This is a genomic window from Arthrobacter sp. PAMC25284 (assembly GCF_019443425.1).
GTDB classification, from domain to species: Bacteria; Actinomycetota; Actinomycetes; order Actinomycetales; family Micrococcaceae; genus Arthrobacter; species Arthrobacter oryzae_A.
On sequence record NZ_CP080382.1, the window covers coordinates 3389363 to 3413192 of the forward strand.

The window sequence follows — 23830 nt, forward strand, 5'->3', positions numbered from 1 at the left end:
CGATCCCCAGCGAATGTACCGCGAATGGACACAGCCATGATCAGCGCCTACACAGGAACCCAGATACGTGAGGCTGAAAAGCCTTTCCTGGCAGACGGTGTGGGCGCTGTTCTGATGCAGCGTGCCGCGTACGGCCTCGCGAACACGGTGGTCCACGAGCTTCGCGGCCGCGGCCGCCGGCTCTACGGCTCCAGTGTTGCCGTGCTGGCCGGCAAGGGCAATAACGGCGGCGATGGGCTCTTCACCGCTGCGCTGCTGGCCCGGCGGGGCCTGCGGGCGACGGCGATACTTACCGCCGGCGCCGCCCACGAGGCCGGCCTGGCGGAATTTCGCCGCGCCGGCGGGCACGTCCTGGCCCTGACAGCGGATAACATCTCGGAGCTTGCCGCTGCGGCGGCGGGCGCCGACGTCGTCATTGACGCAGTACTCGGAACCGGGGCCCAAGGCGGACTCCGGGGACTGGCCGGGACCCTGCTGGAACGGCTGACGGGGTCGGTCCCGGGGCTCGTGGTTGCCTGCGACATCCCCAGCGGCCTGGACGCGGACACCGGCGAGGTGAACGAGCCGGTCCTGCCGGCGGACGTGACAGTGACATTCGGTGCTGCCAAGGCGGGCCTGCTCGCCGATCCCGGCGCTGATTTCGCCGGGCGTGTCCACGTCGTCCCGATCGGGATGGAGGCGGCGTTGCCGGAACCTGCGCTGCGCAGGCTGGAAGCCCAGGACCTCCACCGGCTCCGGCCTCAGCCTGTCCGGCGGTCACACAAGTACACCCGGGGGGTTCTAGGCGTCGTGGCCGGCTCGGAGCGGTATCCGGGTGCTGCGGTTCTGGCGTGCAGGGGCGCGCTCGCCGCGGGCGCCGGCATGGTTCGCTACCTTGGCCCGCCCGACGTCGCGGACCTGGTCCGCGAGTCGTGCCCGGAGGTGGTCTGCGGGCAGGGAAGTTCGGCTGAAGCCCACGTTCAAGCGTGGGTCCTGGGCCCCGGAGTTGACGAATCGGCCGGTGACCAACTCCAGCGCATCCGCGATGCCGCCGCCACGGGCCTGCCCGTAGTGGCCGACGCCGGGGCGCTGCCCGCCTTGCCGCGCATCCTCGCCCCCCACCAGATCCTGACCCCGCACATTGGCGAACTGGCGGCCCTGCTGGCCGGCTACGGTGTTGAGTCTGACCGGGCCCGACTCGAAGGCGCCACCCTTGCCGCAGCCCGCCGCGGAGCGGCCCTGACCGGCGCGACCGTGTTGCTCAAGGGCGCCACGACCCTCGTGGCCGCTCCCGGAGGCACCGTGTTCAGCCAGTCCGAAGCCACGCCATGGATGGCGACCGCCGGCAGCGGCGATGTCCTCGCCGGCGTGCTCGGCGCACTCCTGGCGCAACTGTCCGGGAGCGCCACCATGGACCACGTTCCGTGCGGGGACCGCTGGGCGGCGATAGCGGCGATGGCCGCCAGCCTCCACGGCCGGGCAGGAGCCATGGCCTCCGCCGGGGGTCCAGTGACGGCGACCGCCGTCGCCCGTGCCATCCCTGAGGTCATACGGCACATGTAGCAGAGGGCGTCCGCAACGCACCCAGCCAAATACTAAGGCGACTTACCAGTAGTCTGTCTAGAGATAAACCGCACGAACGAGGAGTAAATATGGAAGTCTGGCCCGGATCGGCTTACCCTTTGGGAGCCACTTTTGACGGCACCGGCACGAACTTTGCCCTGTTCAGCGAACGCGCCGAAAAAGTCGAGTTGTGTCTCCTGTCCGATGATCTCACCGAGACCCGGATCGAACTGACCGAAATCGACGGCTACGTTTGGCACTGTTACCTGCCGCACGTCCAGCCCGGGCAAAAATACGGCTACCGGGTACACGGCGAATACGAACCGGACCACGGCAACCGGTTCAACCCGAACAAACTGCTGATGGACCCCTATGCCAAGGCGATCCAGGGCAAGATTGACTGGGACCAGGCGCTCTTCTCCTACAACTTCGGCGACCCCTTGTCCCGCAATGACGCCGACTCGGCGCCCCACACCATGCACGGCGTGGTCATCAACCCCTTCTTCAACTGGGACGGCGACCGGCAGCTGCGGATCCCGTACCACGAGTCGGTCATTTATGAAGCCCACGTCAAGGGCCTGACGGAGTTGCACCCGGACATCCCGGAGGACCAGCGCGGCACCTACGCGGGCGTGTCCCACCCCGCCGTGATCGACCACCTTAAGAAGCTTGGGATTACCGCGATCGAGCTGATGCCGGTGCACCAGTTCGTCAACGACGGCACCCTCGAGGAAAAAGACCTCAACAACTACTGGGGCTACAACACCATCGGGTTCTTCGCGCCCCAGAACACCTACAGCTCCACTGGCGACGTCGGGCACCAGGTCCAGGAATTCAAAGCCATGGTTCGCGACCTGCACCGGGCCGGAATCGAGGTCATCCTCGATGTGGTCTACAACCACACCGCGGAAGGCAACCACCTCGGCCCCACCCTGTCCTTCAAGGGCATCGACAACGCCGCCTACTACCGGCTGGTGGACGACGACCAGAAGCACTACATGGACTACACCGGCACGGGTAACTCCCTCAATGTCCGCCACCCGCACTCCCTGCAGCTGCTCATGGACTCCCTGCGGTACTGGGTGACCGAAATGCACGTGGATGGGTTCCGCTTCGACCTCGCCTCCACCCTGGCCCGCGAGTTCTACGACGTGGACAAGCTCTCCACCTTCTTCGAACTGATCCAGCAGGACCCGATCGTCTCCCAGGTGAAACTGATCGCCGAACCATGGGACGTTGGCCCCGGCGGCTACCAGGTGGGCAACTTCCCGCCGCAGTGGACCGAGTGGAACGGAAAATACCGCGACACGGTCCGGGACTTCTGGCGCGGTGAACCGTCCACCCTGGGTGAATTCGCTTCCCGGCTGACCGGCTCGGCGGACCTTTACGAAAGCTCGGCCCGGCGCCCGGTGGCCTCCATTAACTTCGTCACAGCCCATGACGGCTTCACGATGCGGGACCTCGTGTCCTACAACGAGAAACGCAATGACGCCAACGGCGAGGGCAACAACGACGGCGAATCGCACAACCGGTCCTGGAACTGTGGTGCCGAAGGCGAAACGGACGACGACACGGTTTTGACGCTCCGCGCCCGCCAGCAGCGGAACTTCATCGCCACCCTGCTGCTCTCCCAGGGCGTCCCGATGCTGCTGCACGGCGACGAACTGGGCCGCACCCAGCAGGGCAACAACAACACCTACTGCCAGGACTCCGAGCTCAGCTGGGTGCACTGGGATGCCATGGATCAGCCGCTCGTGGAGTTCACGGCGTTCGTCAACAAGATCCGCCACGACCACCCGATTTTCCGGCGGAGCCGTTTCTTCGACGGCCGCCCCGTACGCCGCGGCGAAGGCGAAAAACTTCCCGACATCGTCTGGCTCAACACGGACGGCCAGGAAATGCTGCCGGAGGACTGGGACAGCGGTTTCGGCCGGACCATCGGCGTGTTCTACAACGGCCACGGGATCCAGGAACAGGACTCCCGGGGCCGCCGGATCACCGACGACAGCTTCCTGCTGGCCTTCAACGCCCACGACGACAACGTGGACTTTGTCATCCCGGCAGACGAGTACTCGCCGCTCTGGGAGATCCTGGTGGATACGGCCGACCAGACCTACGCCCATGAACAGCTCAAGGCCGGTTCGGTCCTGAAGCTGGCCGCGAAGTCCCTCGTGGTACTTCGCGCCTACTCCGGCCCCGAGGTGGAGGTCGACTACTCCGCCGCCGCATCCCTGGCGGCCCGGACGGACACTTCCGGAGATGAGGCTCCCGAGGAGGAAGCTTCCGCTCCCGAGGAGGCTCCGGAGGCGGAAGCTCCCGCTCCCGAGGAAGCACCCGCCGCGGAGGAGGAAACCCCCGCTTCTGAGGAGGCACCCGCCGCGGCACCTTCCGCAAAGACCGCACTCGGGAAGGGCGCCAAGGGCCGCAACGGGCGGAAGGCCCGGGGCAGGAAGGGATCGGCTTCATGAGAACGCCAATCTCCACTTACCGGTTGCAGATCCGCAGCGGCTTTACGCTGCAGGATGCCGCCACGACCGTGCCGTACCTCAAATCACTGGGCGTCGACTGGGTCTACCTCTCTCCCATCCTGACCGCGGAGCAGGGCTCGGACCACGGCTACGACGTGACTGATCCCGCCGCCATCGACCCGGAGCGCGGCGGCCCCGAGGGGCTGCTCGCACTCTCGACGGCCGCCCGGGAAGCCGGCCTCGGTGTCCTCGTGGACATCGTGCCCAACCATGTCGGCGTTGCCACTCCCGTCCAGAACCCCTGGTGGTGGTCGCTCCTGCAGGAAGGCAGGCAGTCCCGCTATGCCCCGGCGTTCGACGTCGACTGGGACTTCGGCGGCGGCCGTATCCGGATCCCGGTACTGGGTTCCGATGACGACCTTGGGGCGTTGGAAGTCGTTGACGGGGAACTGCGGTACTACGATCACCGGTTCCCGCTCGCCGAGGGCAGCTACACCGACGGCGACGATCCGCGGCAGGTCCACGACCGGCAGCACTACGAACTGGTCTTCTGGCGCCGCGCGGATGACGAATTGAACTACCGGCGGTTCTTTGCAGTCAACACGCTCGCCGGCATCCGGGTGGAAGACCCAGAGGTCTTCGACGAAGCCCATGCCGAGGTGGTCCGCTGGTTCCGGGAAGGGCTCGTGCACGGGCTCCGGATCGACCACCCGGACGGCCTGGCCGATCCGGAGGGCTACCTGCACCGGCTGCGGGAGGTCACCGGCGGCAGCTACCTGCTGATCGAGAAAATTCTGGAACCGGGGGAGGTGCTGCCGGGCGGCTTCGACTGTGAAGGCACCACCGGTTATGACGCCCTCGCCGACGTGGACCGCGTGTTCATCGACGCCGGAGGACAGGCGGCGCTCGACGCGCTCGACGCCGAACTCCGGGACGGCCGGTCCGCCGACTACGAGGAGATGATCCACGGCACGAAGCGGCGCATCACCGACGGAATTCTGCACTCCGAAATGCGCCGGCTGGCCCGCCTGCTGCCCGCCGGGACGGACATCACGGCAGACACCGCGGCCGACGCGCTGTCGGAGATCATTGCCGCCTTCCCGGTGTACCGCAGCTACCTCCCGGAGGGTGGGGGCATCCTGAAGGACGCCTGCGACCTCGCCGCCCGGCGTCGGCCGGACCTGTCGGACGCCCTCGAGCGCCTGCTGCCGCTGCTGCGCGACGCCTCGGCGGAGCTGGGCCGCCGCTTCCAGCAAACCTCCGGGATGGTCATGGCCAAGGGGGTCGAGGACACGGCGTTCTTCCGCTACACGCGGCTGGGGACGCTGACCGAAGTCGGCGCCGACCCGACGGAATTCGCTGTCACACCGGAGGAATTCCACACCAGGATGACCCGCCGCCAGGCTGAACTGCCGCTGTCCATGACCACGCTCAGTACCCACGACACCAAGCGCAGCGAGGACACCCGGGCCCGGATCTCGGTCCTCGCCGAACTCGGCCCGCAGTGGGCCGCGTCCCTGCGACGGCTGCAGGAACTGGCCCCGTTGCCGGACGGACCGCTGGCCAACCTGCTCTGGCAGGCTATTGCCGGCGCCTGGCCGGCCAGCCGGGAACGGCTGCAGTCCTACGCGCAGAAGGCCGCCCGCGAAGCGGGAAATTCGACCGACTGGCTGGACCCTGACCCGGAGTTCGAAGCAAAACTCAGTGACGCTGTGGACGCCGCATTCGACAACGACGAGGTCCGTTCGGAACTGGAGTCTCTCGTGGCGCGGCTGACCCCTTACGGGGCCGTCAACGCCCTGGGCGCGAAACTCGTCCAGCTGACCATGCCCGGTGTCCCCGACGTGTACCAGGGCACCGAGTTCTGGGACCGGTCCCTGACCGACCCGGACAACCGCCGTGCGTTCGACTTCGGCGCCCGCCGCGACGCCCTCGCCGCCCTCGACGCCGGCGAGCGGCCGGCGTCGTACCTCGACGAGACCACCAAGCTGTTGGTGACCTCCCGGGCCCTGCGGCTTCGGCGGGACCGGCCCGAGCTGTTCACCGGCTACCGTCCGGTGGCCGCCCGGGGTGCCGCGGCCGCGCATCTGCTCGGATTCGACCGCGGAGCGGACGGACCCGGCGCTATGGCGCTGGCCACCCGGTTGCCGCGCGGGCTCGAGGAGTCGGGCGGCTGGCGTGAGACGAGCATCGAACTCGCCGTCGGCATGCGCGATGAACTGACGGGGAACGCTTTTCCCGCCGGGACCGTGAACGTGGCCGACATCCTTGCCGGTTATCCCGTGGCGCTGCTGGTCCCTGCCGCATAGGGCGCCGGCCGACGCAACGCCAAACTGACTGACGAACCGACCCGGGGAACGGAAGCAAGCCATGACTTTGTCTGCACAAGGAACTGAACGATTCAACCTTTGGGCGCCGGAGGCCCAGTCCGTCACGCTGCTCGCGGACGGGCGGCACCACCCGATGGCCCGGGTCGTGGCGGCCGGACCGGACGCCGGTGCGGCGGCCGGCGCCGGCGCGGACGGCTGGTGGGCGGCCCCGGACGCGCCCGCGACCGGGGAGGTCGACTACGGCTATCTCCTCGACGGGGACGGCACCCCGCTGCCGGACCCGCGCTCGCGGCGCCAGCCCGAGGGTGTGCATTCCCTGTCCCGGACTTTTGATCCTTCGGCGCATACCTGGTCCGAGGGGCAGTGGGCCGGACGGGAGCTCAAGGGTGCGGTCATTTACGAACTGCACCTCGGGACCTTCACCCCGGAGGGGACACTGGACGCCGCAGCCGGGAAACTGGACTATCTCGTGGATCTCGGCGTCGACATCATCGAGCTGCTGCCCGTCAACGGCTTCAACGGCACCCACAACTGGGGCTATGACGGAGTCCTCTGGTACGCCGTGCACGAGGGCTACGGCGGGCCGGCAGCGTACCAGCGGTTCGTGGACGCCGCCCACGCGGCCGGATTGGGCGTCATCCAGGACGTGGTCTACAACCACCTCGGCCCCAGCGGGAACTACCTGCAGCGGTTCGGGCCGTACCTCAAGTCCGGCGAAGGCAACACGTGGGGTGACTCGGTCAACCTCGACGGCCCGGGCTCCGACGTCGTCCGCGACTACATCCTGGATAACGCCGCCATGTGGCTGCGGGACTACCGGGTGGACGGCCTGCGGCTCGATGCCGTGCACGCCTTCAAGGATGAGCGCGCCGTGCATCTTCTGGAGGACTTCGGTGCCCTCGCCGACGCCGTGACCGCGGAGACCGGACGCCCGGCGACCATGATTGCCGAATCCGACCTGAACGACCCGCGGCTGCTCTACCCGCGGGCGGACAACGGCTACGGCCTGGCCGGACAGTGGAGTGATGACTTCCACCACGCCGTCCACGTCAACGTCAGCGGCGAAACCACCGGCTACTACGAGGACTTTGGCTCGCTGGAGGCGCTCGCGAAGGTCCTGAAACGCGGATTCTTCCATGACGGCAGCTATTCGAGCTTCCGCGGCCGGCACCACGGCCGGCCCGTCGACGCCGCCCGCGTCCATCCGTCCGCCCTGGTGGTCTGCAGCCAAAACCACGACCAGATCGGCAACCGCGCCACCGGGGACCGGCTCTCCCAGTCGCTGGGCTACGGACAACTGGCGCTCGCCGCCGTCGCCACCCTGACCTCACCGTTTACGCCCATGCTGTTTATGGGCGAGGAGTACGGCGCCGGCACGCCGTGGCAGTTCTTCACCTCACACCCGGAACCGGAGCTGGGCAAAGCCACCGCCGAGGGCCGGATCAAGGAGTTTGAACGGATGGGATGGGACCCCGCCGTCGTTCCTGACCCGCAGGACCCGGAGACCTTTATCCGGTCGAAGCTGGACTGGTCCGAGACCGGCGAGGGCGACCACGCCCGCCTGCTGGACCTCTACCGCGCCCTCATCGCCCTGCGCCGCGCGACCCCAAACCTTACCGGACTCGGCTTCGCCGAGACTGCCGTCGACTTCAGCGAGGCGGACGGCTGGCTCCTGCTCCGCCGCGGAAGCACCGAGGTGGCCATGAACTTCTCGGCCGAACCGCAGCAGGTCACCGTCGCCGGCGCCTCGATCACCCTCGCCACCGACGACGGCGTGCGGCTGGCCGCGGGCAGGCTCGACCTTCCCGGCCACAGCGCCGCCATCATTAGCGAATAAGACAGGACATTCCCATGACTTATGTTGCAGCGGAGACCCGCTACGATTCGATGCCGTACCGCCGCGTGGGACGCAGCGGGCTGAAACTTCCTGCCATCTCCCTCGGGCTTTGGCACAACTTTGGCGACGACAAGCCGTTTGAAATCCAGCGCGCCATCCTGCGCCGCGCCTTCGACCTGGGCGTCAACCATTTCGACCTCGCCAACAACTACGGACCGCTCGCCGGAAGCGCCGAGACCAACTTCGGCCGCCACCTGAAGGATGACTTCGCTCCGTACCGCGACGAGCTCATCATTTCCACCAAGGCGGGCTACAACATGTGGCCGGGTCCGTTCGGAGAGTGGGGCTCCCGTAAGTACTTGCTGGCCAGCCTGGACCAGTCGCTGAACCGGATGGGCCCTGGACTACGTGGACATCTTCTACAGCCACCGCCCGGACCCGGAAACGCCCATGGAGGAGACAATGGGCGCCCTGGACCAGGCCGTCCGTTCCGGCAAGGCACTCTACGCCGGCATCTCCTCCTACACCCCGGAGCAGACCCTGGAAGCAGCCCGGATCCTGAAGGACCTTGGCACGCCTCTGCTGATCCACCAGCCCAGCTACTCCATGCTGAACCGCTGGACGGAGGACGGCAGCCCCAACCTGTATGAGGCCCTCGAGACAGTCGGTGCCGGGTCCATCGCCTTCTCCCCGCTGGCGCAGGGCATGCTGACGGACCGTTACCTCAGCGGCATCCCGTCCGGCTCCCGGGCCGCGCAGGACAAGTCACTGGACGAAAAGATGATCACCGAGGACAAACTCAACCGGGTCCGAGGGCTCCAGCGGATTGCCCAGGGCCGCGGCCAGTCGCTGGCGCAGATGGCCATCGCCTGGATCCTCCGCGAACAGTCCAAGGGATCCTCCGTCACCTCCGCCCTCGTCGGCGCCTCGAGCGTCGCCCAACTCGAGGACACACTCTCCGCCATCAACAACATGAACTTTTCGGACGCTGAGCTCACGGCGATCGATGAGTTCGCCGTCGAGTCCGACATCAACCTGTGGGCGCAGAAGTAGCGGATTGATCGCTCTCTAATACGACAGTAGGGGTGGTCAGGCTGCGGCGCCGGGGCCGTTCGGGAACAACGACGGCCCCGGCGCCGTTGACGTAAGATGCAAAGGGTGCCGCAGGGCGCCGCGCCTGGCGGTCGTCGCCGCGCAGCAGCGCGCGTCCGGCCCGGGCACCCAGATTTTTTTCCCCTCAAAGGAGTTCCGTGTCTTCACATCCGATTCGTGTTGCAATCGTCGGCGTAGGTAACTGCGCCACTTCGCTGGTCCAGGGCGTCCAGTACTACCGGGATGCAGACCCCCAGGCCACGATCCCGGGTCTGATGCACGTGGAGTTCGGCCAGTATCACGTCAATGACGTCCATTTCGTGGCGGCCTTCGACGTTGACGGCAAGAAGGTCGGCCTCGACCTCGCCGATGCCATCCTCGCCAGCGAAAACAACACCATCAAGATCGCCGACGTCCCGCCGACCGGTGTCACCGTCCAGCGCGGACCGACCCTCGACGGCCTTGGCAAGTACTACCTCGAAACCATCGAGCAGTCCACCGACGAGCCCGTCGACGTCGTCCAGGCGCTCAAGGACGCCCAGGTCGATGTGATGGTGTGCTACCTGCCGGTCGGATCCCAGGAAGCCGCCGAGTTCTACGCGCAGGCCGCGATCGATGCCGGCGTCGGCTTCGTCAACGCCCTCCCGGTCTTCATCGCCGGCACCAAGGCGTGGGCGGACAAGTTCACTGCCGCAGGCGTGCCGATCGTCGGTGACGACATCAAGAGCCAGATCGGTGCCACCATCACGCACCGCGTGATGGCCAAGCTGTTCGAGGACCGCGGCGTCACGCTGGACCGCACCTACCAGCTCAACGTCGGCGGCAACATGGACTTCAAGAACATGCTTGAGCGCGACCGCCTCGAGTCCAAGAAGATCTCCAAGACCCAGGCCGTCACCTCCAACGTGGAGGCCGTACTCGCCGCCAAGGATGTCCACATCGGCCCGTCCGACTACGTCCAGTGGCTTGACGACCGTAAATGGGCCTTCGTCCGCCTCGAGGGCCGCAACTTCGGCGACGCCCCGGTCTCGCTGGAGTACAAGCTGGAGGTCTGGGACTCGCCCAACTCCGCCGGCGTCATCATCGATGCCATCCGTGCCGCGAAGATCGGCCTGGACCGCGGCGTCGGCGGTCCGCTGCTGTCCGCCTCAAGCTACTTCATGAAGTCGCCGCCGGAGCAGTTCAACGACGACCTCGCCCGCGAAAAGGTCGAGGCCTTCATCCGCGGCGACCTCGAGCGCTAACCGCTTCTCCTCCTGACGCTCCCTCACGTTTTGCGGGGTGGGGCCGGACGCTCCCTCACGTTTCGTGGGGGAGCGTTGTCGTTGGGCCCTGAATCCGTTTCCGTCTCGTAGCGGCGGATGCCGTGGCTGGCCTGGGCGAAGGCGAGGAGTCTGCGCACCAGTTCGCTGTGCAGATGCATGCCGACGGCCGCGGTCAAAATGAGTTCGTCCACATCGCGCGGGGCCACAGTGGCCGAGATGTCCATATTCGCGACGGCGTCGAGCGCGCTGCTGTAGGCATCGAGAAGTTCAAGCGGCAGGGGAACACCGAGGTCCGCCATGTGCGCCACATGTGCGTTCAGGGCAGTTCTTGCGTCGCTCGGAGCGTCGGGCCAGTTTCGAAGGCGTACGACGGCGTCGCCAGGCTCCGTGCCGGAGGTCCCGTCGTCGTCCGCCCCGTCCAGCCCCAGGACGGTGCGCTGGACGGCTGCCAGAAGCTCCAGGCGGGGTGCGCCGCCGTCGGCCAGCCCGACGATTCCGCGGATCTGCCCGATATTCAGCCCCACAACCTGGCGGAGGGCCTGAATCAATTTGAGACGACCCACATGCTGGTCCGAGTACTGCGACCGTGTGGGATGGACGCTTTCCCCTGCGGGAAGCAGGCCCCTCCCGCAGGTAGTACTTGATGCTGGCAGGGGTGACCGCTGTCCGCTCGCTCAGTTCCTTGAGTTGCACTGTCTGCTCCTGAGAATCCACCGGATAGCAATACCGCGGCCAGCTATCTTGATATACATCTATTGGATAGTGGATCTATCCTAAAGCCTTGGAGCCTTGGAACGCACTGGTCGTCAGCCACGTGATTGCAGCCCTGTTTGTCCTGGCCATCGGACCCCTCCGAATATTCAGGCGCCGACGCGACCGTGTTCACCGCAGCATTTGGTACATCTGGGTGGCCGCCATGTATTTCGTCTGCGTCAGCAGCTTCTGGATTGTCTCCGAAGGGCAGTTCACCTGGCTGCACGGTCTCTCCGCGTTCACCGTCGTGACCGTCACCCTAGGCCTGATTGGCGCTATCCGGCGCAACCTGCCTTCGCATCGGGGAAACATGATTGGCGCGATTCAAGCCAGCGACGCTTCCCCATGTCCTGCGGGTTTGGCGGTGACGCTTCCGCACGTCATGTGGGTTATGACGTGACGCTTGCTCATCCGGCGTCGGCGAAACCTGATGCCGCTGGATGGTCGCGCCACGCGGTGCGCAACAATTGCTTGAGCTTCGCCACCGCCTGCTTGAAGTTATCCGACAGATCGTCCTTTCCGAGGATGAGGACCGTCCACCCTGCCGCTTCGAATGCCTTATCGCGGCGGCGGTCGCCGAACATCTGTTCGCTGAGAAGGTGGTGGCCGCCGTCGTACTGGATTGCCAGCCGGCGACGGCGGTAGCCCAGATCCGCCGATGGCGAGACCCGCGCCCCGGGCCAGAGGAGAAGCTGGAGTTCGGGTTCCGGCAGGCCGGCGTCAGCGATGGCCAGGCGAAGTTGGGTTTCCGGTGCGGAGTCCGCACCGATCCGCATCAGGTCCAAGGCCTGGCGGGCCCGGATAACACCTTGGAGATTGGGATGCCTACCAACCATGGCGCGCAATGAATCAACGGTGGCGTAGGGCTTGTTCCGGCCCTCGAACTCGGCGCGGGGCTGCCGGATGAGTTCGTCTCCCATGCAGACGAGTTCTGCAAGGTTTAGCCGTCTCGCCAGATCCAGCCAGGTCCGGGAACGTGTGCTGATGCGGATTCCGTTGACGGTTTCCACCTCGCCTTCGAGCGCCAGGACGGCGTGCCCGACGATCCCGCGCCGGCGCACTTCCGTCCGGGTGCCCGGTTTGCTGAGGTGCAATTCCTCACTGTCCGACAACCACGGCGGCAACAACTGACTATGCAGCCTTGCAGCCGTGACATGCGATATCCACCCACCGGGTGTTGCCTCCGAAAGCACACGAGCCGCCGCCTCACGTTCGAAATCCCAGTCAGTCGGGCGGTAGAGCCCACGGCTGACATGATCGACGTCGGCCTGTCTGAGCCGGTTGGTTGTAACGCCGGAATTTCGAGCGTCGGTGAGAGTGAATGGGGCTGCGCCAAGCGAACCCGGAAGTGCTGTCTTCTTATGCATAGTGGAATTGTGAACGACTCCAGCCGCTCCTGCAGGAGTTATCCACAGCCTTCGGGATCCCGGCGGTGGGAAGGTGGGGAAGAGTTGGGCTGAAAGGTGCAGGAGGTGGGGAAGGGTTGGGCTGAAAGATGCAGGAGGTGGGGAAGGGTTGGGCTGAAAGGTGCAGGAGGTGGGGAAGGGGCTAGGAGAGTCCGACGGGGTTGCCGGCGCCGTCGACGTCCATCCGCAGCGCTGCCGGGACCTTGGGAAGGCCCGGCATGGTCATCACCGCACCGGTCAGGGCCACGATGAATCCGGCCCCGGTCTTGGGGATGAGGTCCCGCACATGGACAGTGAAGCCCGTGGGTGCGCCGAGCCGGGTGGCGTCGTCGGTGAAGGAGTATTGCGTCTTGGCCATGCAGACGGGCAGGCCGGACCAGCCGTTCTTCTCGATCTCGGCCAGCCGTCGGAGCGCGGGGACGGAGAAATCCACGCCGTCGGCACCATAGATCTCCTGCACGATGGTGCGGATCTTGTCTGCCACCGGCATTTCCAGCGGGTAGAGGGGCTTGAAACCGTGCGGCGCGTCGATGGCTTCGGCGACCTTGGCGGCGAGTTCGTCGCCGCCGTCACCGCCCCCGCCGCGGCCCCAGACATCCGCCACAGCTGACGGGACACCCTCGGCGGTGCACCAGTCACTCAGCCAGTCCAGCTCCCCCGGAGTGTCGGTGCCGAACTTATTGATTGCCACCACGGGTTCGATGCCGAACTTCCGGACGTTGAGGATGTGCCGTTGGAGATTAACGACGCCGGCGGCCAGCGCCTCCACGTTGGGCGCCGTGAGATTGTCCTTGGCGACGCCGCCGTGCATCTTGAGCGCGCGCACGGTTGCCACCAGTACAACGGCGGACGGGGCGACGTCGGCCACCCGGGATTTGATGTCCATGAACTTCTCCGCGCCCAGATCGGCGCCGAAGCCCGCCTCTGTCACCACGATATCCGCCAGGCGCCGCGCCGTCTGGGTGGCGATCAGGGAGTTGCAGCCGTGCGCGATGTTCGCGAACGGGCCGCCGTGGACCAGTGCCGGTGTGCCCGCGATGGTCTGCACGAGGTTGGGCTTGAGTGCCTCCTTCAGCAGCAGGGTCAGGGCTCCCTGGACGCCGAGATCCGCCACCGTGACCGGGCTGCGGTCGTAGGTGTAGCCGAAAGTGATGCGCCCCAGCCGCTCCCGCAGGTCTGCAAGATCGGCGGCGAGGCAGAAGACCGCCATGATCTCCGAGGCCACGGTGATGTCGAAGCCGTCCTGGCGCGGAACGCCCTGGGCGGGTCCGCCAAGGCCGATCACCACTTCGCGGAGGGAACGGTCGTTCATGTCCAGCACCCGTTTGAAGGTCAGGCGGCGGGGGTCGATGCCCAGTTCGTTGCCCTGGAAGATGTGGTTGTCGACCAGCGCCATGAGGGCATTGTTCGCGGAGGTAATGGCATGGAAATCGCCGGTGAAATGCAGGTTGATCTCATCCATGGGCAACACCTGGGAGTAGCCGCCGCCCGTGGCGCCGCCTTTCATGCCCAGGACGGGGCCGAGCGAGGGCTCGCGCAGCGCAATCATGACCTTGTGCCCGGCCCGGGACAGGGAGTCGGCGAGGCCCACGGTGAGGGTGGACTTTCCTTCACCGGCTGGAGTGGGCGACATGGCGGAGACGAGGACCACCTTGCCGGGGGACCGCGCCGGTGTCATCAGTTTCGCCGGGTCGATCTTTGCCTTGTAGCGGCCGTAGAATTCCACCGCCTCGTCGTTGACGCCGGCCGCAGCGGCGATGTCCGAGATGGGCTTCATCACGGCCTGGCGGGCGATTTCAAGGTCGCCGGGGACGGTCTTCCCGGGAGGGGGTGTAGCGGGCATCGTTGTCCTTTTGCTCGTGACGTCTGCGGGTTCTCGGGCGGTTGGGTTCAGGGAACGGTGGCCGCCGGGGTGGCGGGTCTGCCAAGTTGTTGCGTCACCGCGGCCTGGTAGCTTTCCAGCGTAATGCCGGCAGTGCGCTGCCAGCCGAAACCCTGCGCCTGCACCGCGGCCGCACGCCCCATGTCCGCCCGGGTCGCCGGGTCATCATAAAGGGCTTCGAAAGCGTCGGCCCAGTCGCCGGCCTTGTGACCCTCGATCAGCATCCCGGTGCGACCGTCGGAGACGGCCCGGGACAACCCGCCCACCTTGGTGGCGACAACAGGAGTCCCGCAGGCCTGCGCCTCGAGAGCCACCAGACCGAAGGACTCGCTGTACGAGGGCATCACCACGAGATCCGCCGCACGGAACCAGCTGGCCAGTTCCGGGGCGTTGACCGGCGGGTGATGGGCGGCGGCGTCGTCCATCCCGGCGTCTTTGATCAGGGCATGGAGGTTGAAGTCCTTGGCACCGCTCAGGGCGCCCAGAATCGTCAGTTTCAGGTTGATGTCCGGGCGGTGGGCGCGGAGCAGGGCAGCCGCCTCGATCAGGATCTGCGGTCCCTTGAGCCGCTGGATCCGCCCGGCGAACAGCAGATGGAACGCCTCCGGCGGGACGCCGTGTTCAGCCCGGGACCGGCCCCTGAAAGCCGGAGTGAAGACGGCCAGATCCACGCCCGGTGCGGCGACGTCGATGCGGTCGAGGTCAGCACCATAGTGTGAGACCAGCTCGGCGGCTTCGGTAGGCGTGTTAGCGATCAGCCGCGCGGCGCCCTCGACGATCCGGTGCTCGCCGTCCTCGCGCCGGCGCGGCTCCGGCGCCTCGCCGGATTCCAGCAGCAGGTTCTTGACCTTGGCCATGGTGTGCATCGTGTGAACCAGCGGCAGTCCCCACAGCTGAGAGAGCTCCAGCCCGGCGACGCCGGATACCCAATAGTGCGAATGGATGACGTCGTACCGGCCGTGTGGCTGAAGCTGACGGATCCGGTCGATCTCGGCCACCATGGAGTGCAGCAGTTCCGGGAGCTCCTCCTTCGGCAGCTTGCGCCGCGGGCCTGCCAAAACGTTGTGCACGCAGACCCCCGGGAACGGATGCTCGACGGCTGGCTGCCCTGCGGCGGTGGACCGCGTGAAAATCTCCACCTCGACGCCGGTCTCGGCAAGGGCCGCCGCCAGCGCCCGGACGTAGACGTTCATGCCCCCCGCATCGCCTGACCCCGGTTGTTCCAGCGGCGAGGTGTGCAGCGAAAGAAAGGCCACGCGGCGGATCAGCGGCACCGTTCTCCCTTCCTGCGCAAACTCTCTGTCGACAAAACATTACTCCTGAAGTGCGGCCAGGCTCCCGCACCCTTTCGCGGCGTCTTTTCCGCCCGGTTCCCGCACGGGTTTCCGCACCGGTTCCCGCGCCGGTTCGCGGCGCAGCCGGTGGCCCGGTGCGGGCTGCTAACGTGGCCGCTGTGAGTGCAACCACGGGACACGGGCCCCGCCGCCGCCGATTGGGAAATCCGGGAGGCGGCCGCACAGGACTGGCCCGGCATCTGGACGATTCTCGAACCCGTGATTCGGGCGGGAGAGACCTTCACCTGGGACCGGGATACCAGCGAGGACGAGGCCCGTGGACGATGGTTCAAGCAGGCGCCCGGCCAGACCTTCGTCGCCGTCGGCCTCGGGGCTGACGCCGGCGCGATCCTCGGCACCGGCGAACTGCACCCCAACCAGGGCGGCGGCGGCAGCCACGTCGCCAACGCCGGGTTCATGGTGCACTCCGGCCATACCGGCAGGGGACTGGCCCGCGCCCTCTGCGCCTATGCGCTCGACGAAGCCCGCACCGCCGGCTTCCGAGCCATGCAGTTCAACGCCGTGGTGGAGAGCAACGTCCGTGCGGTCGCGGCGTGGAAGTCCATGGGCTTCGATGTGCTCGCGACCATTCCGGAAGCCTTTCAGCACCCCGGGCTGGGGTACGTGGGCCTGCACGTGATGTACCGCAGGCTCTAGTCCAGGGCAGTCCCGGCCGGACCCGTGCGTCAGGTACGGCCGTGCCAGAGCCGGCCCAGCTCGGGGAACGCGGTCTCATAGCCGGCGATCAGCTGCCCGGCCAGGACGGCCGACCCCACCAGAGGGTGGTCGGCGAAGGCGGCGAGCGCAGCCTCCCGGCGGCCGGTGGTGGCCGCCTCCACGACGAGCCGCTCAACGCCCTTGATCCGCGCCATCAGCGCCAGCTGCTCCGGCCCCGGGGCTTCCTGCGGGAGCGGCGCCACGCCGTCGGGCGTTACCCGGCAGGGAACCTCGACGACGGCGTCCGCCGGCAGTCCGGGCACCGCTGGCCTGCCGCCAGCACGCGGGGCCGTGCCGGCCCCGGAGTCCGGGGCCGGCACGGTGTTGACGGTGTTCAGGATCAGCTCCGCTGCACCACCGCCGGACAAAGCCCGCATGGCCGCCAGCGCGACCCGTTCGTAGCCGCCGCCGAGGAGGTCGGTCTCGTCGCGGCGCTCGCCGTCCTGCCGGGCTTCGGCCAGATACCCCTCTTCCCGGGACCGGCGCGCGGCCTCCCAGAGCGGAAAGGCATCCGGCCCGGCCGCAGCCAGCCGGGGATAGAGTTCGGCCTGCTGCCGGTCAATGGATTCCCCACGGGTCTGGTCCGCAGCGCGCACGCCGGCCACGGCGCGGGCCGTCTCGTAGTAGTAGTACAGGTATTCGTTCGGCAGGGCGCCCAGCCGTGCCAGGAACTCCGGCGGGAAGAGCCGGCCTTCCTCGAAGCCGGCCAGCGCACCCGCGTCGCCGAGCAGTTCCGGCAACACGTCGCGGCCGCCGGATTCCAACCGGTTCAGCCAGCCCAAATGGTTCAGGCCGGAGTAGCCCACGCCGTCGAGCCGTCCTTCCGGGAGCGTGACGCCGGCAGCCAGGGCAGCACGGTACACCAGGCCGCTCGCGGAATCACAGATGCCGACTACCTTGCTGCCGAGAACAGGAACCAGCGCCTCGGTCACCATCCCGGCCGGATTCGTGAAGTTCAGCAGCCAGGCCCCGGGGCAGCTGCGCCGCATCTCGGCGGCCAGCTCCAGCATCCGGGGGATGGTGCGCAACGCATAGGAAATGCCGCCCGCCCCGGTGGTCTCCTGGCCGAGGATCCCCAGATCCAGGGCGATGCGCTCATCGGCGGTCCGGCCAGCCGTGCCCCCGGGCCGGATCGCGGCAAAGACCATGTCAGCGCCGTCGAGGGCCTCGGGCAGGGCGGCCGCAGAGCGGACCAGCGGGGCAGCGGATGCGGGGCCGGAGTGCCGGGCCAGGGACGCCAGGACCGCTTCGATGGCGGCCAGCCGGCCGGCGTCCACGTCGTACAGTACGAGCTCCCGGACCAGCCCGGCGAACGGACCGGAGGACAGCGCCCGGTAGATCAACGGAACCCGGAAACCGCCCCCGCCTGCAATTGTGAGCCGCATGCTGAGAGTCTATGCGGTGCCCCGGGACCAGGGCCCGGTGACGGCATGCGGACAGGTCACAGGCCCACAACGCTTACTATCGCCGGGTACGGTGACGGCGTAATGTGCGATACATGAACGCGACCCCCACCCGGCGTTTTGACCCGCTCGCCGCTGTCCGCAGTCCCGCGGCGGAGGGACTCGACCTGCTCCTGACCGGCACGGTTTTCCAGGACATCATCTTCACCGGACTGCCGCATGCGCCGCGCCCCGGGACCGAAATCTGGAGCGAAGGAATGGGCAGTTGCCCCGGCGGGGTGGCCAACCACGCCATCGCGGCATCCCGGCTGGGGCTGCGGACAGGACTCGCGGCTGCGTTCGGGGACGACGGCTACGGCGACTACAACTGGAAAATCCTGGCGCAACAGGAACACGTTGACCTGTCCCTGTCCCGCCGTGTGCCGGGCTGGCACTCGCCCGTGACGGTCTCACTGAGCGTGGATAAGGACCGCTCGATGATCACGCACGGGCACCCGGCACCGGTGACCGCGACCGAACTGATCGGCACCCCGCCACCGGCGCTCGCGGCCGTGGCAGGGCTGGACGAGGAAATTGAACCGTGGGCCGTGGACGCCCAGAAAGCGGGGGTCCGGCTCTTCGGCGACGTCGGCTGGGACCCCACGGGCGCGTGGGCGCCGGCCCCGCCTGGAAAACCTGAAGTATTTCCACGCGTTTATGCCCAACCAGCGTGAGGCCATGGCGTTTACAGGCCGCGACGATCCGTGGTCGGCACTGTATGCGCTCGCGGACAAGGTTCCCGTGGCCGTTGTGACCCTCGGAGCCCAAGGCGCCATGGCCGTGGATTCCGTCACCGGCGAAGAGGAGTGGGTCCCGTCGCTTCCCGTCGCCGCCTACGATCCCACTGGAGCCGGGGACTGCTTCGGCGCCGCATTCATCCTGGGCTGCCTGGCCGGCTGGCCACTCGGGGACAGGCTCCGGTTCGCGAACCTGTGCGCCTCTTTGGCCGTCAAGGAGGTCGGCGGCTCGCTCGCCGCGCCGGGATGGGGCGACATCGCAGACTGGTGGAAACGGGTCAACGAACGCAAGGAACGTCAAAGCAGCCAGTGGCTGCGCCGGTTCCGCTTCCTGGAGGAGATCCTCGGAGATGTTCCGCCGGAGGCACAACGGCGTGCATCGGCGACTATCGCGCACCTTTCCGATGCTTAGGAGGAGGCCCGGGAACCGGAATCCCGGCTCCGGCGGTCCTGTCAGCAGGCCGCCGCCGGCCCCCGAATTATTCGCCCCGCGACACCACCCCTAGAATCGTTAAGTGACTTACCCAGCAGCAGCGGGCGATCTCCGGCCCGAGACGCCGACAGCGCCCGCCCGCGCCGAAGAACGCTCGGCCGTCATCGACCTTGAAGCCATCAGGCACAACGTACGGCGCCTCGCCGCCGTCGCCTCTCCCGCGAAGGTCATGGCCGTTGTCAAGGCCGACGGCTACGGCCACGGCGCCGTTCCCGTAGCGCGGGCGGCGCTCAGCGCCGGGGCCACCTGGCTGGGCGTGGCCCACATCTCCGAGGCCCTCGCGCTGCGCGCGGCCGGCATCGAGGCACCGCTGCTCGCCTGGCTGCACACCCCGGACAGCAACTTCGCCGCGGCCGTGGCTGCCGGAATCGACATCGGCTGCTCCGGCTGGGAACTGGGACGGATCGTGGCGGCCGCCCGCGAGCAGGAACGTCCGGCCCGCATCCACCTGAAGGTGGACACCGGCCTGGGCCGCAACGGTGCGAGCATTGACACCTGGGACAGCCTGCTGGGCGAAGCCATGGAGTATCAGGACCAGGGGCTGCTCCGGGTGGTCGGCATCTTTTCCCACCTCGCCGTCGCCGACGAACCCGAGCGGCCGGAAACCGACGAGCAGCTCGCTCTTTTCCGTGACGTTCTCGCCGTGGCCCGGGACGCCGGCGTGGACCCCGAAGTCCGCCACCTGGCCAATACCCCGGCCACGCTCTCGCGCCCGGACACCCATTTTGATCTGGTCCGTGTGGGACTGGGCCTGTACGGGCTGTCCCCGTTTGCGGGGCAGAGCTCTGCAGAGCTGGGGCTGCGCCCGGCCATGACGGTCCGCACCGTGGTTTCGAACTGCAAGGACGTTCCCGCCGGCCAGGGTGTCTCGTACGGACTGAACTACCGCACCGGCGGTGTTACCACCCTGGGCCTCATCCCCCTCGGCTACGCCGACGGCGTCCCGCGCATCGGCACCGGGGGTCCCGTCCGGGTCGAGGGAACGAACTATCCGGTCGTGGGCCGGATCGCGATGGACCAGATGGTGATCGACCTTGGTCAGCGGAACGTCGCCGCCGGGGGGCCGAGCATCCTCGGGGCCGAAGCAGTGCTGTTCGGCGACGGCACCGACGGCGGCCCCACGGCCGAGGACTGGGCAGCGGCCGCCGGAACCATCAACTACGAGATCGTCACGAGGATCAGCCCCCGTGTGCCGCGCCGTTACGTCAACGAACAGCCGTCCGTGAGCGAAAATCCGTCCGCCGGCGAGGGCCGGCGGTGAGCGCGCCCGCGTGGGAACGCATCTTCAGGGTCGGGACGGCGGACGAAACACACGCCCTGGCGGCCGTGCTGGGTGCCGGGCTCCGGGCCGGAGACCTGCTGATCCTCACCGGCGAACTGGGGGCGGGCAAGACCACGTTCACCCAGGGTCTCGGGGAAGGCCTCGGCGTCAGGGCCGGCATCATCTCGCCGACCTTTGTGCTGGTCCGGATCCACCCGAACCGGCCCGACGGCCCGCGGCCCGGCGGCCCGGATCTGGTGCACGTTGATGCCTACCGGCTGGCGTCCGCGGCCGAAATCGACGACATTGACCTCGAAAACACCCTGGACACCGCTGTCACGGTGGTGGAGTGGGGACGCGACAGGGTGGAGCACCTGAGTGAGAGCCGGCTGGAGCTGGAGCTGCACCGGCCCGCGGGCGGCGCCGGCATGGCCACCGGAAACGAAGGACCCGGCGGCGTGCTGGACTTCGATACCGGCGATGCCGACGAACCCCGCACCATTATCATCCGCGGGTTCGGCCCCCGGTGGGCTGAGCCTCCCGCCCTGCCCCTGATCCCTCCCGCGACTCCGGAACGGAACCCCTGATGCTGATCCTCGCCATCGACACCTCGGCCGTGGCCAGTGCCGCGCTCGTCGCCGACGACGCACCGGAATCCGTGATCGCGAGTTTCTCCACCGAGGACACCCGCACCCACGCGGAAGTCCTCGTGCCGGGAATCGAGAAGCTCCTCGCCGGTGCCGGCCTCACCGGCAACGACCTCGACGCGATCGTTACCGGGGTGGGTCCCGGGCCCTTCACTGGCCTGCGCTCGGGAATCGTCACAGCCCGCACCCTTGCCTTCGCCTGGGGCAAACCGCTCTATGGCGTTATGAGCCTCGACGCGATCGCCCTCGAGGTGGCCGAGTCCACCGATGCGGCGCCCGCGTTCATCATCGCCACGGATGCGCGGCGCAAAGAAGTCTATTGGGCCCGCTACTCGCTTGCCGACGGACAGCTGCCGAAGCTGCTCGACGGCCCGCATGTGGGGTTCGCCGGCGACCTCCCCGACCTGCCGGTCTATGGCGCCGGGGCGGGCCTCTACGCCGACGACGTCGACGCCGTCGCCGAATTCAGCACCCGGCAGCCCGAGGCGCTCTCGCTGGGCCAGTTCGCGCTCGCGCGGCTGGAATCGGGGGAGCAGCTGCTGGACTCCACGCCGCTGTACCTGCGCGAATCCGACGCCCAGGTGCCCGGTCCCCGGAAGCGTGCGCTGTGAGTGCGGCAAAAGCGGCACCGGCCCCACGTCCCGATGGGGTCGCCCTGCGTGGCATGGAGGCGGGGGACATCTCGGTAGTCCACGCGCTGGAGCTCCGGCTCTTCCCCGTTGACGCCTGGCCGCTTCAGATGTTCCACGACGAGCTCGCACAGACGGAAACGCGCCGCTACCTCGTGGCGGAACTCCACGGACAAATCGTCGGCTACGCCGGACTGATGTGCATCGAGCCGGTCTCGGATGTCCAGACCATGGCCGTGGTGCCCGAGCAGGAGGGCCGGGGGATCGGCTCGGCGCTCCTGACGGAGCTCATCGCGGAGAGCCGACGGCGCCGGGCGGAGGATGTGCTGCTCGAAGTCCGGGCCGACAACCCGCGGGCGCAGCAGCTCTACCGCCGTTTCGGCTTCGAACAAATCCACATCCGGCCCCGTTACTACCGCGACGGCGTGGACGCCCTGATCATGCGTCTGCCCCTGTACCACGAATCACCCAGCCACCAGCCCCGGGAAGCAGACCGCCCATGAACCGCACCGCACCGCTCGTGCTCGGCATCGAGTCCTCCTGCGACGAGACGGGCGTCGGAATCGTCCGCGGCACGGCCCTGCTGACCAACACCGTGGCCTCCTCCATGGAGGAACATGTCCGGTTTGGCGGCGTAATTCCCGAGATCGCCTCCCGCGCCCACCTCGACGCCTTCGTGCCAACCCTCCGCAAGGCCCTGGACGAGGCAGGTGTCACGCTGGCCGACATCGACGCGATCGCCGTGACCTCGGGGCCGGGCCTTGCCGGGGCGCTGATGGTGGGCGTGTGCGCGGCCAAGGCGCTCGCCCTCGCGACGGACAAGCCCCTGTACGCCATCAACCACCTCGTGGCGCACGTCGGAGTCGGCCTGCTGCAGTCCGCCGGCGGCGCTGAATCCGGCGGCACGGCGGCCTTTACCGGAGCGCTGCCCGGGAACCTCGGGGCACTCCTGGTTTCCGGCGGCCATACCGAAATCCTGCGGATCCGCAGCATCACAAACGACGTCGAACTGCTCGGATCCACCATCGATGACGCCGCCGGCGAAGCCTACGACAAGGTCGCCCGGCTGCTCGGCCTTGGCTACCCCGGAGGCCCGGCCATCGACAAGCTCGCGCGCACCGGCAACGCCAGGGCGATCCGCTTCCCGCGCGGGCTCACCCAGCCCAAATACATGGGAACCGCCGAAAAACCCGGTCCACACCGCTACGACTGGTCCTTCAGCGGACTCAAGACCGCCGTCGCCCGGTGTGTGGAACAATTCGAAGCCCGCGGCGAGGACGTGCCGGTGGCGGACGTCGCCGCGGCCTTCCAGGAAGCCGTGGTGGACGTCATCACATCCAAAGCGGTGTTAGCCTGCCGCGACCACGGCATCACCGAACTGCTGCTGGGCGGCGGGGTCGCCGCCAATTCGCGGCTGCGGCAGCTCACGGAACAGCGGTGCCGCGCATCCGGGATCCGGCTCACCGTGCCGCCGCTGCCCCTGTGTACGGATAACGGGGCCATGGTCGCGGCCCTCGGTGCGCAGCTCGTGATGGCCGGGGTGGAACCGAGCGGAACAGGGTTCGCGCCGGATTCATCGATGCCGGTCACAACGGTCTCAGCCTGAGCCCGTTCCGCCGCGTCTGTACGTGGTGGCCCGCTCAGCCTTCGCACTCGGTGCAGTAGGCGTGGCCGTCCTTCTCCCGGGCGATCTGGGAGCGGTGCCGGACGAGGAAACAGGAGTAACAGGTGAACTCGTCACTGGCCTGGGGGACGACCTGAATGATGAGTTCTTCGCCGGAAAGGTCGGCGCCGGGCAGGTCGACACCGTCGACGGTGTCGGCTTCGTCCATTTCCCGGACGACGCTGCCCGCGTCGGGGGTGTTGGCGGATTTAAGGGCCTCCAGAGAGGCGTTACGGGATTCCGCGACGTCGGGCCTTACTTCGTCATAGTCGGTTGCCACGGGGAAACGCTCATTTCTTCTGGAAGTGATGGTGGGAATGCACCCTACCGGA

General features: G+C 67.7%; 18 protein-coding genes and 2 pseudogenes. 14 read left to right on the forward strand and 6 right to left on the reverse strand.

From position 1 onward, the window contains the following. The first annotated feature begins 36 nt into the window (after nucleotides 1–36). The 6 genes and pseudogenes from KY499_RS15780 (at nucleotide 37) to KY499_RS15805 (ending at nucleotide 10513) form a co-directional block, all read left to right on the forward strand. Complete coding sequence (locus KY499_RS15780; RefSeq protein WP_219887045.1) at nucleotides 37–1542, forward strand: NAD(P)H-hydrate epimerase; 1506 nt, start codon at nucleotides 37–39, stop codon at nucleotides 1540–1542. 89 nt (nucleotides 1543–1631) lie between these two features. After that, nucleotides 1632–4010, forward strand: a complete 2379-nt coding sequence (glgX, locus tag KY499_RS15785; RefSeq protein ID WP_219885790.1) for a glycogen debranching protein GlgX — start codon at nucleotides 1632–1634, stop codon at nucleotides 4008–4010. Beyond that, nucleotides 4007–6319, forward strand: a complete 2313-nt coding sequence (gene treY / locus KY499_RS15790) for a malto-oligosyltrehalose synthase (RefSeq protein WP_123255310.1) — start codon at nucleotides 4007–4009, stop codon at nucleotides 6317–6319. Before glgX ends, treY begins: the two co-directional genes overlap by 4 nt. Before the next feature lie 61 nt (nucleotides 6320–6380). After that, entirely contained in the window at nucleotides 6381–8177 is a 1797-nt protein-coding gene (gene treZ, locus KY499_RS15795; protein ID WP_123255311.1) for a malto-oligosyltrehalose trehalohydrolase, read from the forward strand. A 14-nt stretch (nucleotides 8178–8191) separates the two neighbouring features. Continuing rightward, a pseudogene (mgrA, locus tag KY499_RS15800) lies at nucleotides 8192–9230 on the forward strand (L-glyceraldehyde 3-phosphate reductase). Nucleotides 9231–9427: 197 nt separating this feature from the next. Continuing rightward, the gene (locus tag KY499_RS15805) at nucleotides 9428–10513 is read left to right on the forward strand and encodes an inositol-3-phosphate synthase (RefSeq protein ID WP_219885791.1); all 1086 of its coding nucleotides are present in this window, start codon (nucleotides 9428–9430) and stop codon (nucleotides 10511–10513) included. Nucleotides 10514–10536: 23 nt separating this feature from the next. Here the strand turns inward: KY499_RS15805 and KY499_RS15810 are convergent, their stop codons facing one another. After that, a complete protein-coding gene (locus KY499_RS15810) occupies nucleotides 10537–11187 on the reverse strand; it encodes a MerR family transcriptional regulator (RefSeq protein ID WP_308813108.1) in 651 nt (216 codons plus the stop codon). 128 nt (nucleotides 11188–11315) lie between these two features. Here KY499_RS15810 and KY499_RS15815 point away from each other — a divergent pair, with 128 nt between their 5' ends. Further along, nucleotides 11316–11687 carry a DUF2306 domain-containing protein gene (locus KY499_RS15815; RefSeq protein ID WP_219885792.1) on the forward strand — a complete coding sequence of 124 codons (372 nt, stop codon included), beginning with the start codon at nucleotides 11316–11318 and terminating at the stop codon, nucleotides 11685–11687. A gap of 7 nt (nucleotides 11688–11694) precedes the next feature. Here KY499_RS15815 and KY499_RS15820 read toward each other — a convergent pair whose 3' ends face one another. The 3 genes from KY499_RS15820 to mshA all read right to left on the reverse strand — a co-directional run bounded on the left by KY499_RS15820 (nucleotide 11695) and on the right by mshA (nucleotide 15849). Next, a complete protein-coding gene (locus tag KY499_RS15820; RefSeq protein ID WP_308813052.1) occupies nucleotides 11695–12381 on the reverse strand; it encodes a DUF559 domain-containing protein in 687 nt (228 codons plus the stop codon). A gap of 454 nt (nucleotides 12382–12835) precedes the next feature. After that, nucleotides 12836–14536: a formate--tetrahydrofolate ligase gene (locus tag KY499_RS15825; protein ID WP_219885794.1), complete on the reverse strand. Its 1701-nt coding sequence runs from the start codon at nucleotides 14534–14536 to the stop codon at nucleotides 12836–12838. 47 nt (nucleotides 14537–14583) lie between these two features. Further along, a complete protein-coding gene (gene mshA / locus KY499_RS15830) occupies nucleotides 14584–15849 on the reverse strand; it encodes a D-inositol-3-phosphate glycosyltransferase (RefSeq protein WP_123255317.1) in 1266 nt (421 codons plus the stop codon). 183 nt (nucleotides 15850–16032) lie between these two features. Here mshA and KY499_RS15835 point away from each other — a divergent pair, with 183 nt between their 5' ends. After that, nucleotides 16033–16566 carry a GNAT family N-acetyltransferase gene (locus KY499_RS15835; protein WP_219885795.1) on the forward strand — a complete coding sequence of 178 codons (534 nt, stop codon included), beginning with the start codon at nucleotides 16033–16035 and terminating at the stop codon, nucleotides 16564–16566. A 29-nt stretch (nucleotides 16567–16595) separates the two neighbouring features. On the opposite strand, the gene KY499_RS15840 is transcribed toward KY499_RS15835, so the two are convergent. After that, nucleotides 16596–18011 (reverse strand): 6-phospho-beta-glucosidase, encoded by a 1416-nt coding sequence (locus KY499_RS15840; protein WP_219885796.1) that lies wholly within the window; start codon nucleotides 18009–18011, stop codon nucleotides 16596–16598. Between the two features lie 113 nt (nucleotides 18012–18124). On the opposite strand from KY499_RS15840, the pseudogene KY499_RS15845 reads away from it, so the two are divergent. The 6 genes and pseudogenes from KY499_RS15845 to tsaD all read left to right on the forward strand — a co-directional run bounded on the left by KY499_RS15845 (nucleotide 18125) and on the right by tsaD (nucleotide 23441). After that, a pseudogene (locus KY499_RS15845) lies at nucleotides 18125–19217 on the forward strand (carbohydrate kinase family protein). Nucleotides 19218–19320: 103 nt separating this feature from the next. After that, nucleotides 19321–20559: an alanine racemase gene (gene alr, locus KY499_RS15850; RefSeq protein WP_219885797.1), complete on the forward strand. Its 1239-nt coding sequence runs from the start codon at nucleotides 19321–19323 to the stop codon at nucleotides 20557–20559. Further along, nucleotides 20556–21146 carry a tRNA (adenosine(37)-N6)-threonylcarbamoyltransferase complex ATPase subunit type 1 TsaE gene (gene tsaE / locus KY499_RS15855; protein ID WP_219885798.1) on the forward strand — a complete coding sequence of 197 codons (591 nt, stop codon included), beginning with the start codon at nucleotides 20556–20558 and terminating at the stop codon, nucleotides 21144–21146. Before alr ends, tsaE begins: the two co-directional genes overlap by 4 nt. Further along, nucleotides 21146–21817 carry a tRNA (adenosine(37)-N6)-threonylcarbamoyltransferase complex dimerization subunit type 1 TsaB gene (gene tsaB / locus KY499_RS15860; protein ID WP_219885799.1) on the forward strand — a complete coding sequence of 224 codons (672 nt, stop codon included), beginning with the start codon at nucleotides 21146–21148 and terminating at the stop codon, nucleotides 21815–21817. The genes tsaE and tsaB overlap by 1 nt, the downstream gene beginning before the upstream one ends. Nucleotides 21818–21870: 53 nt before the next feature. Then, entirely contained in the window at nucleotides 21871–22338 is a 468-nt protein-coding gene (gene rimI / locus KY499_RS15865) for a ribosomal protein S18-alanine N-acetyltransferase (protein ID WP_219887046.1), read from the forward strand. Beyond that, nucleotides 22335–23441 (forward strand): tRNA (adenosine(37)-N6)-threonylcarbamoyltransferase complex transferase subunit TsaD, encoded by a 1107-nt coding sequence (tsaD, locus tag KY499_RS15870; RefSeq protein WP_219885800.1) that lies wholly within the window; start codon nucleotides 22335–22337, stop codon nucleotides 23439–23441. The genes rimI and tsaD overlap by 4 nt, the downstream gene beginning before the upstream one ends. 34 nt (nucleotides 23442–23475) lie before the next feature. Here the strand turns inward: tsaD and KY499_RS15875 are convergent, their stop codons facing one another. Next, on the reverse strand, nucleotides 23476–23778 hold the full coding sequence (locus KY499_RS15875) for a DUF4193 domain-containing protein (RefSeq protein ID WP_123255323.1): 303 nt from the start codon (nucleotides 23776–23778) through the stop codon (nucleotides 23476–23478). Nucleotides 23779–23830 lie beyond the last annotated feature (52 nt).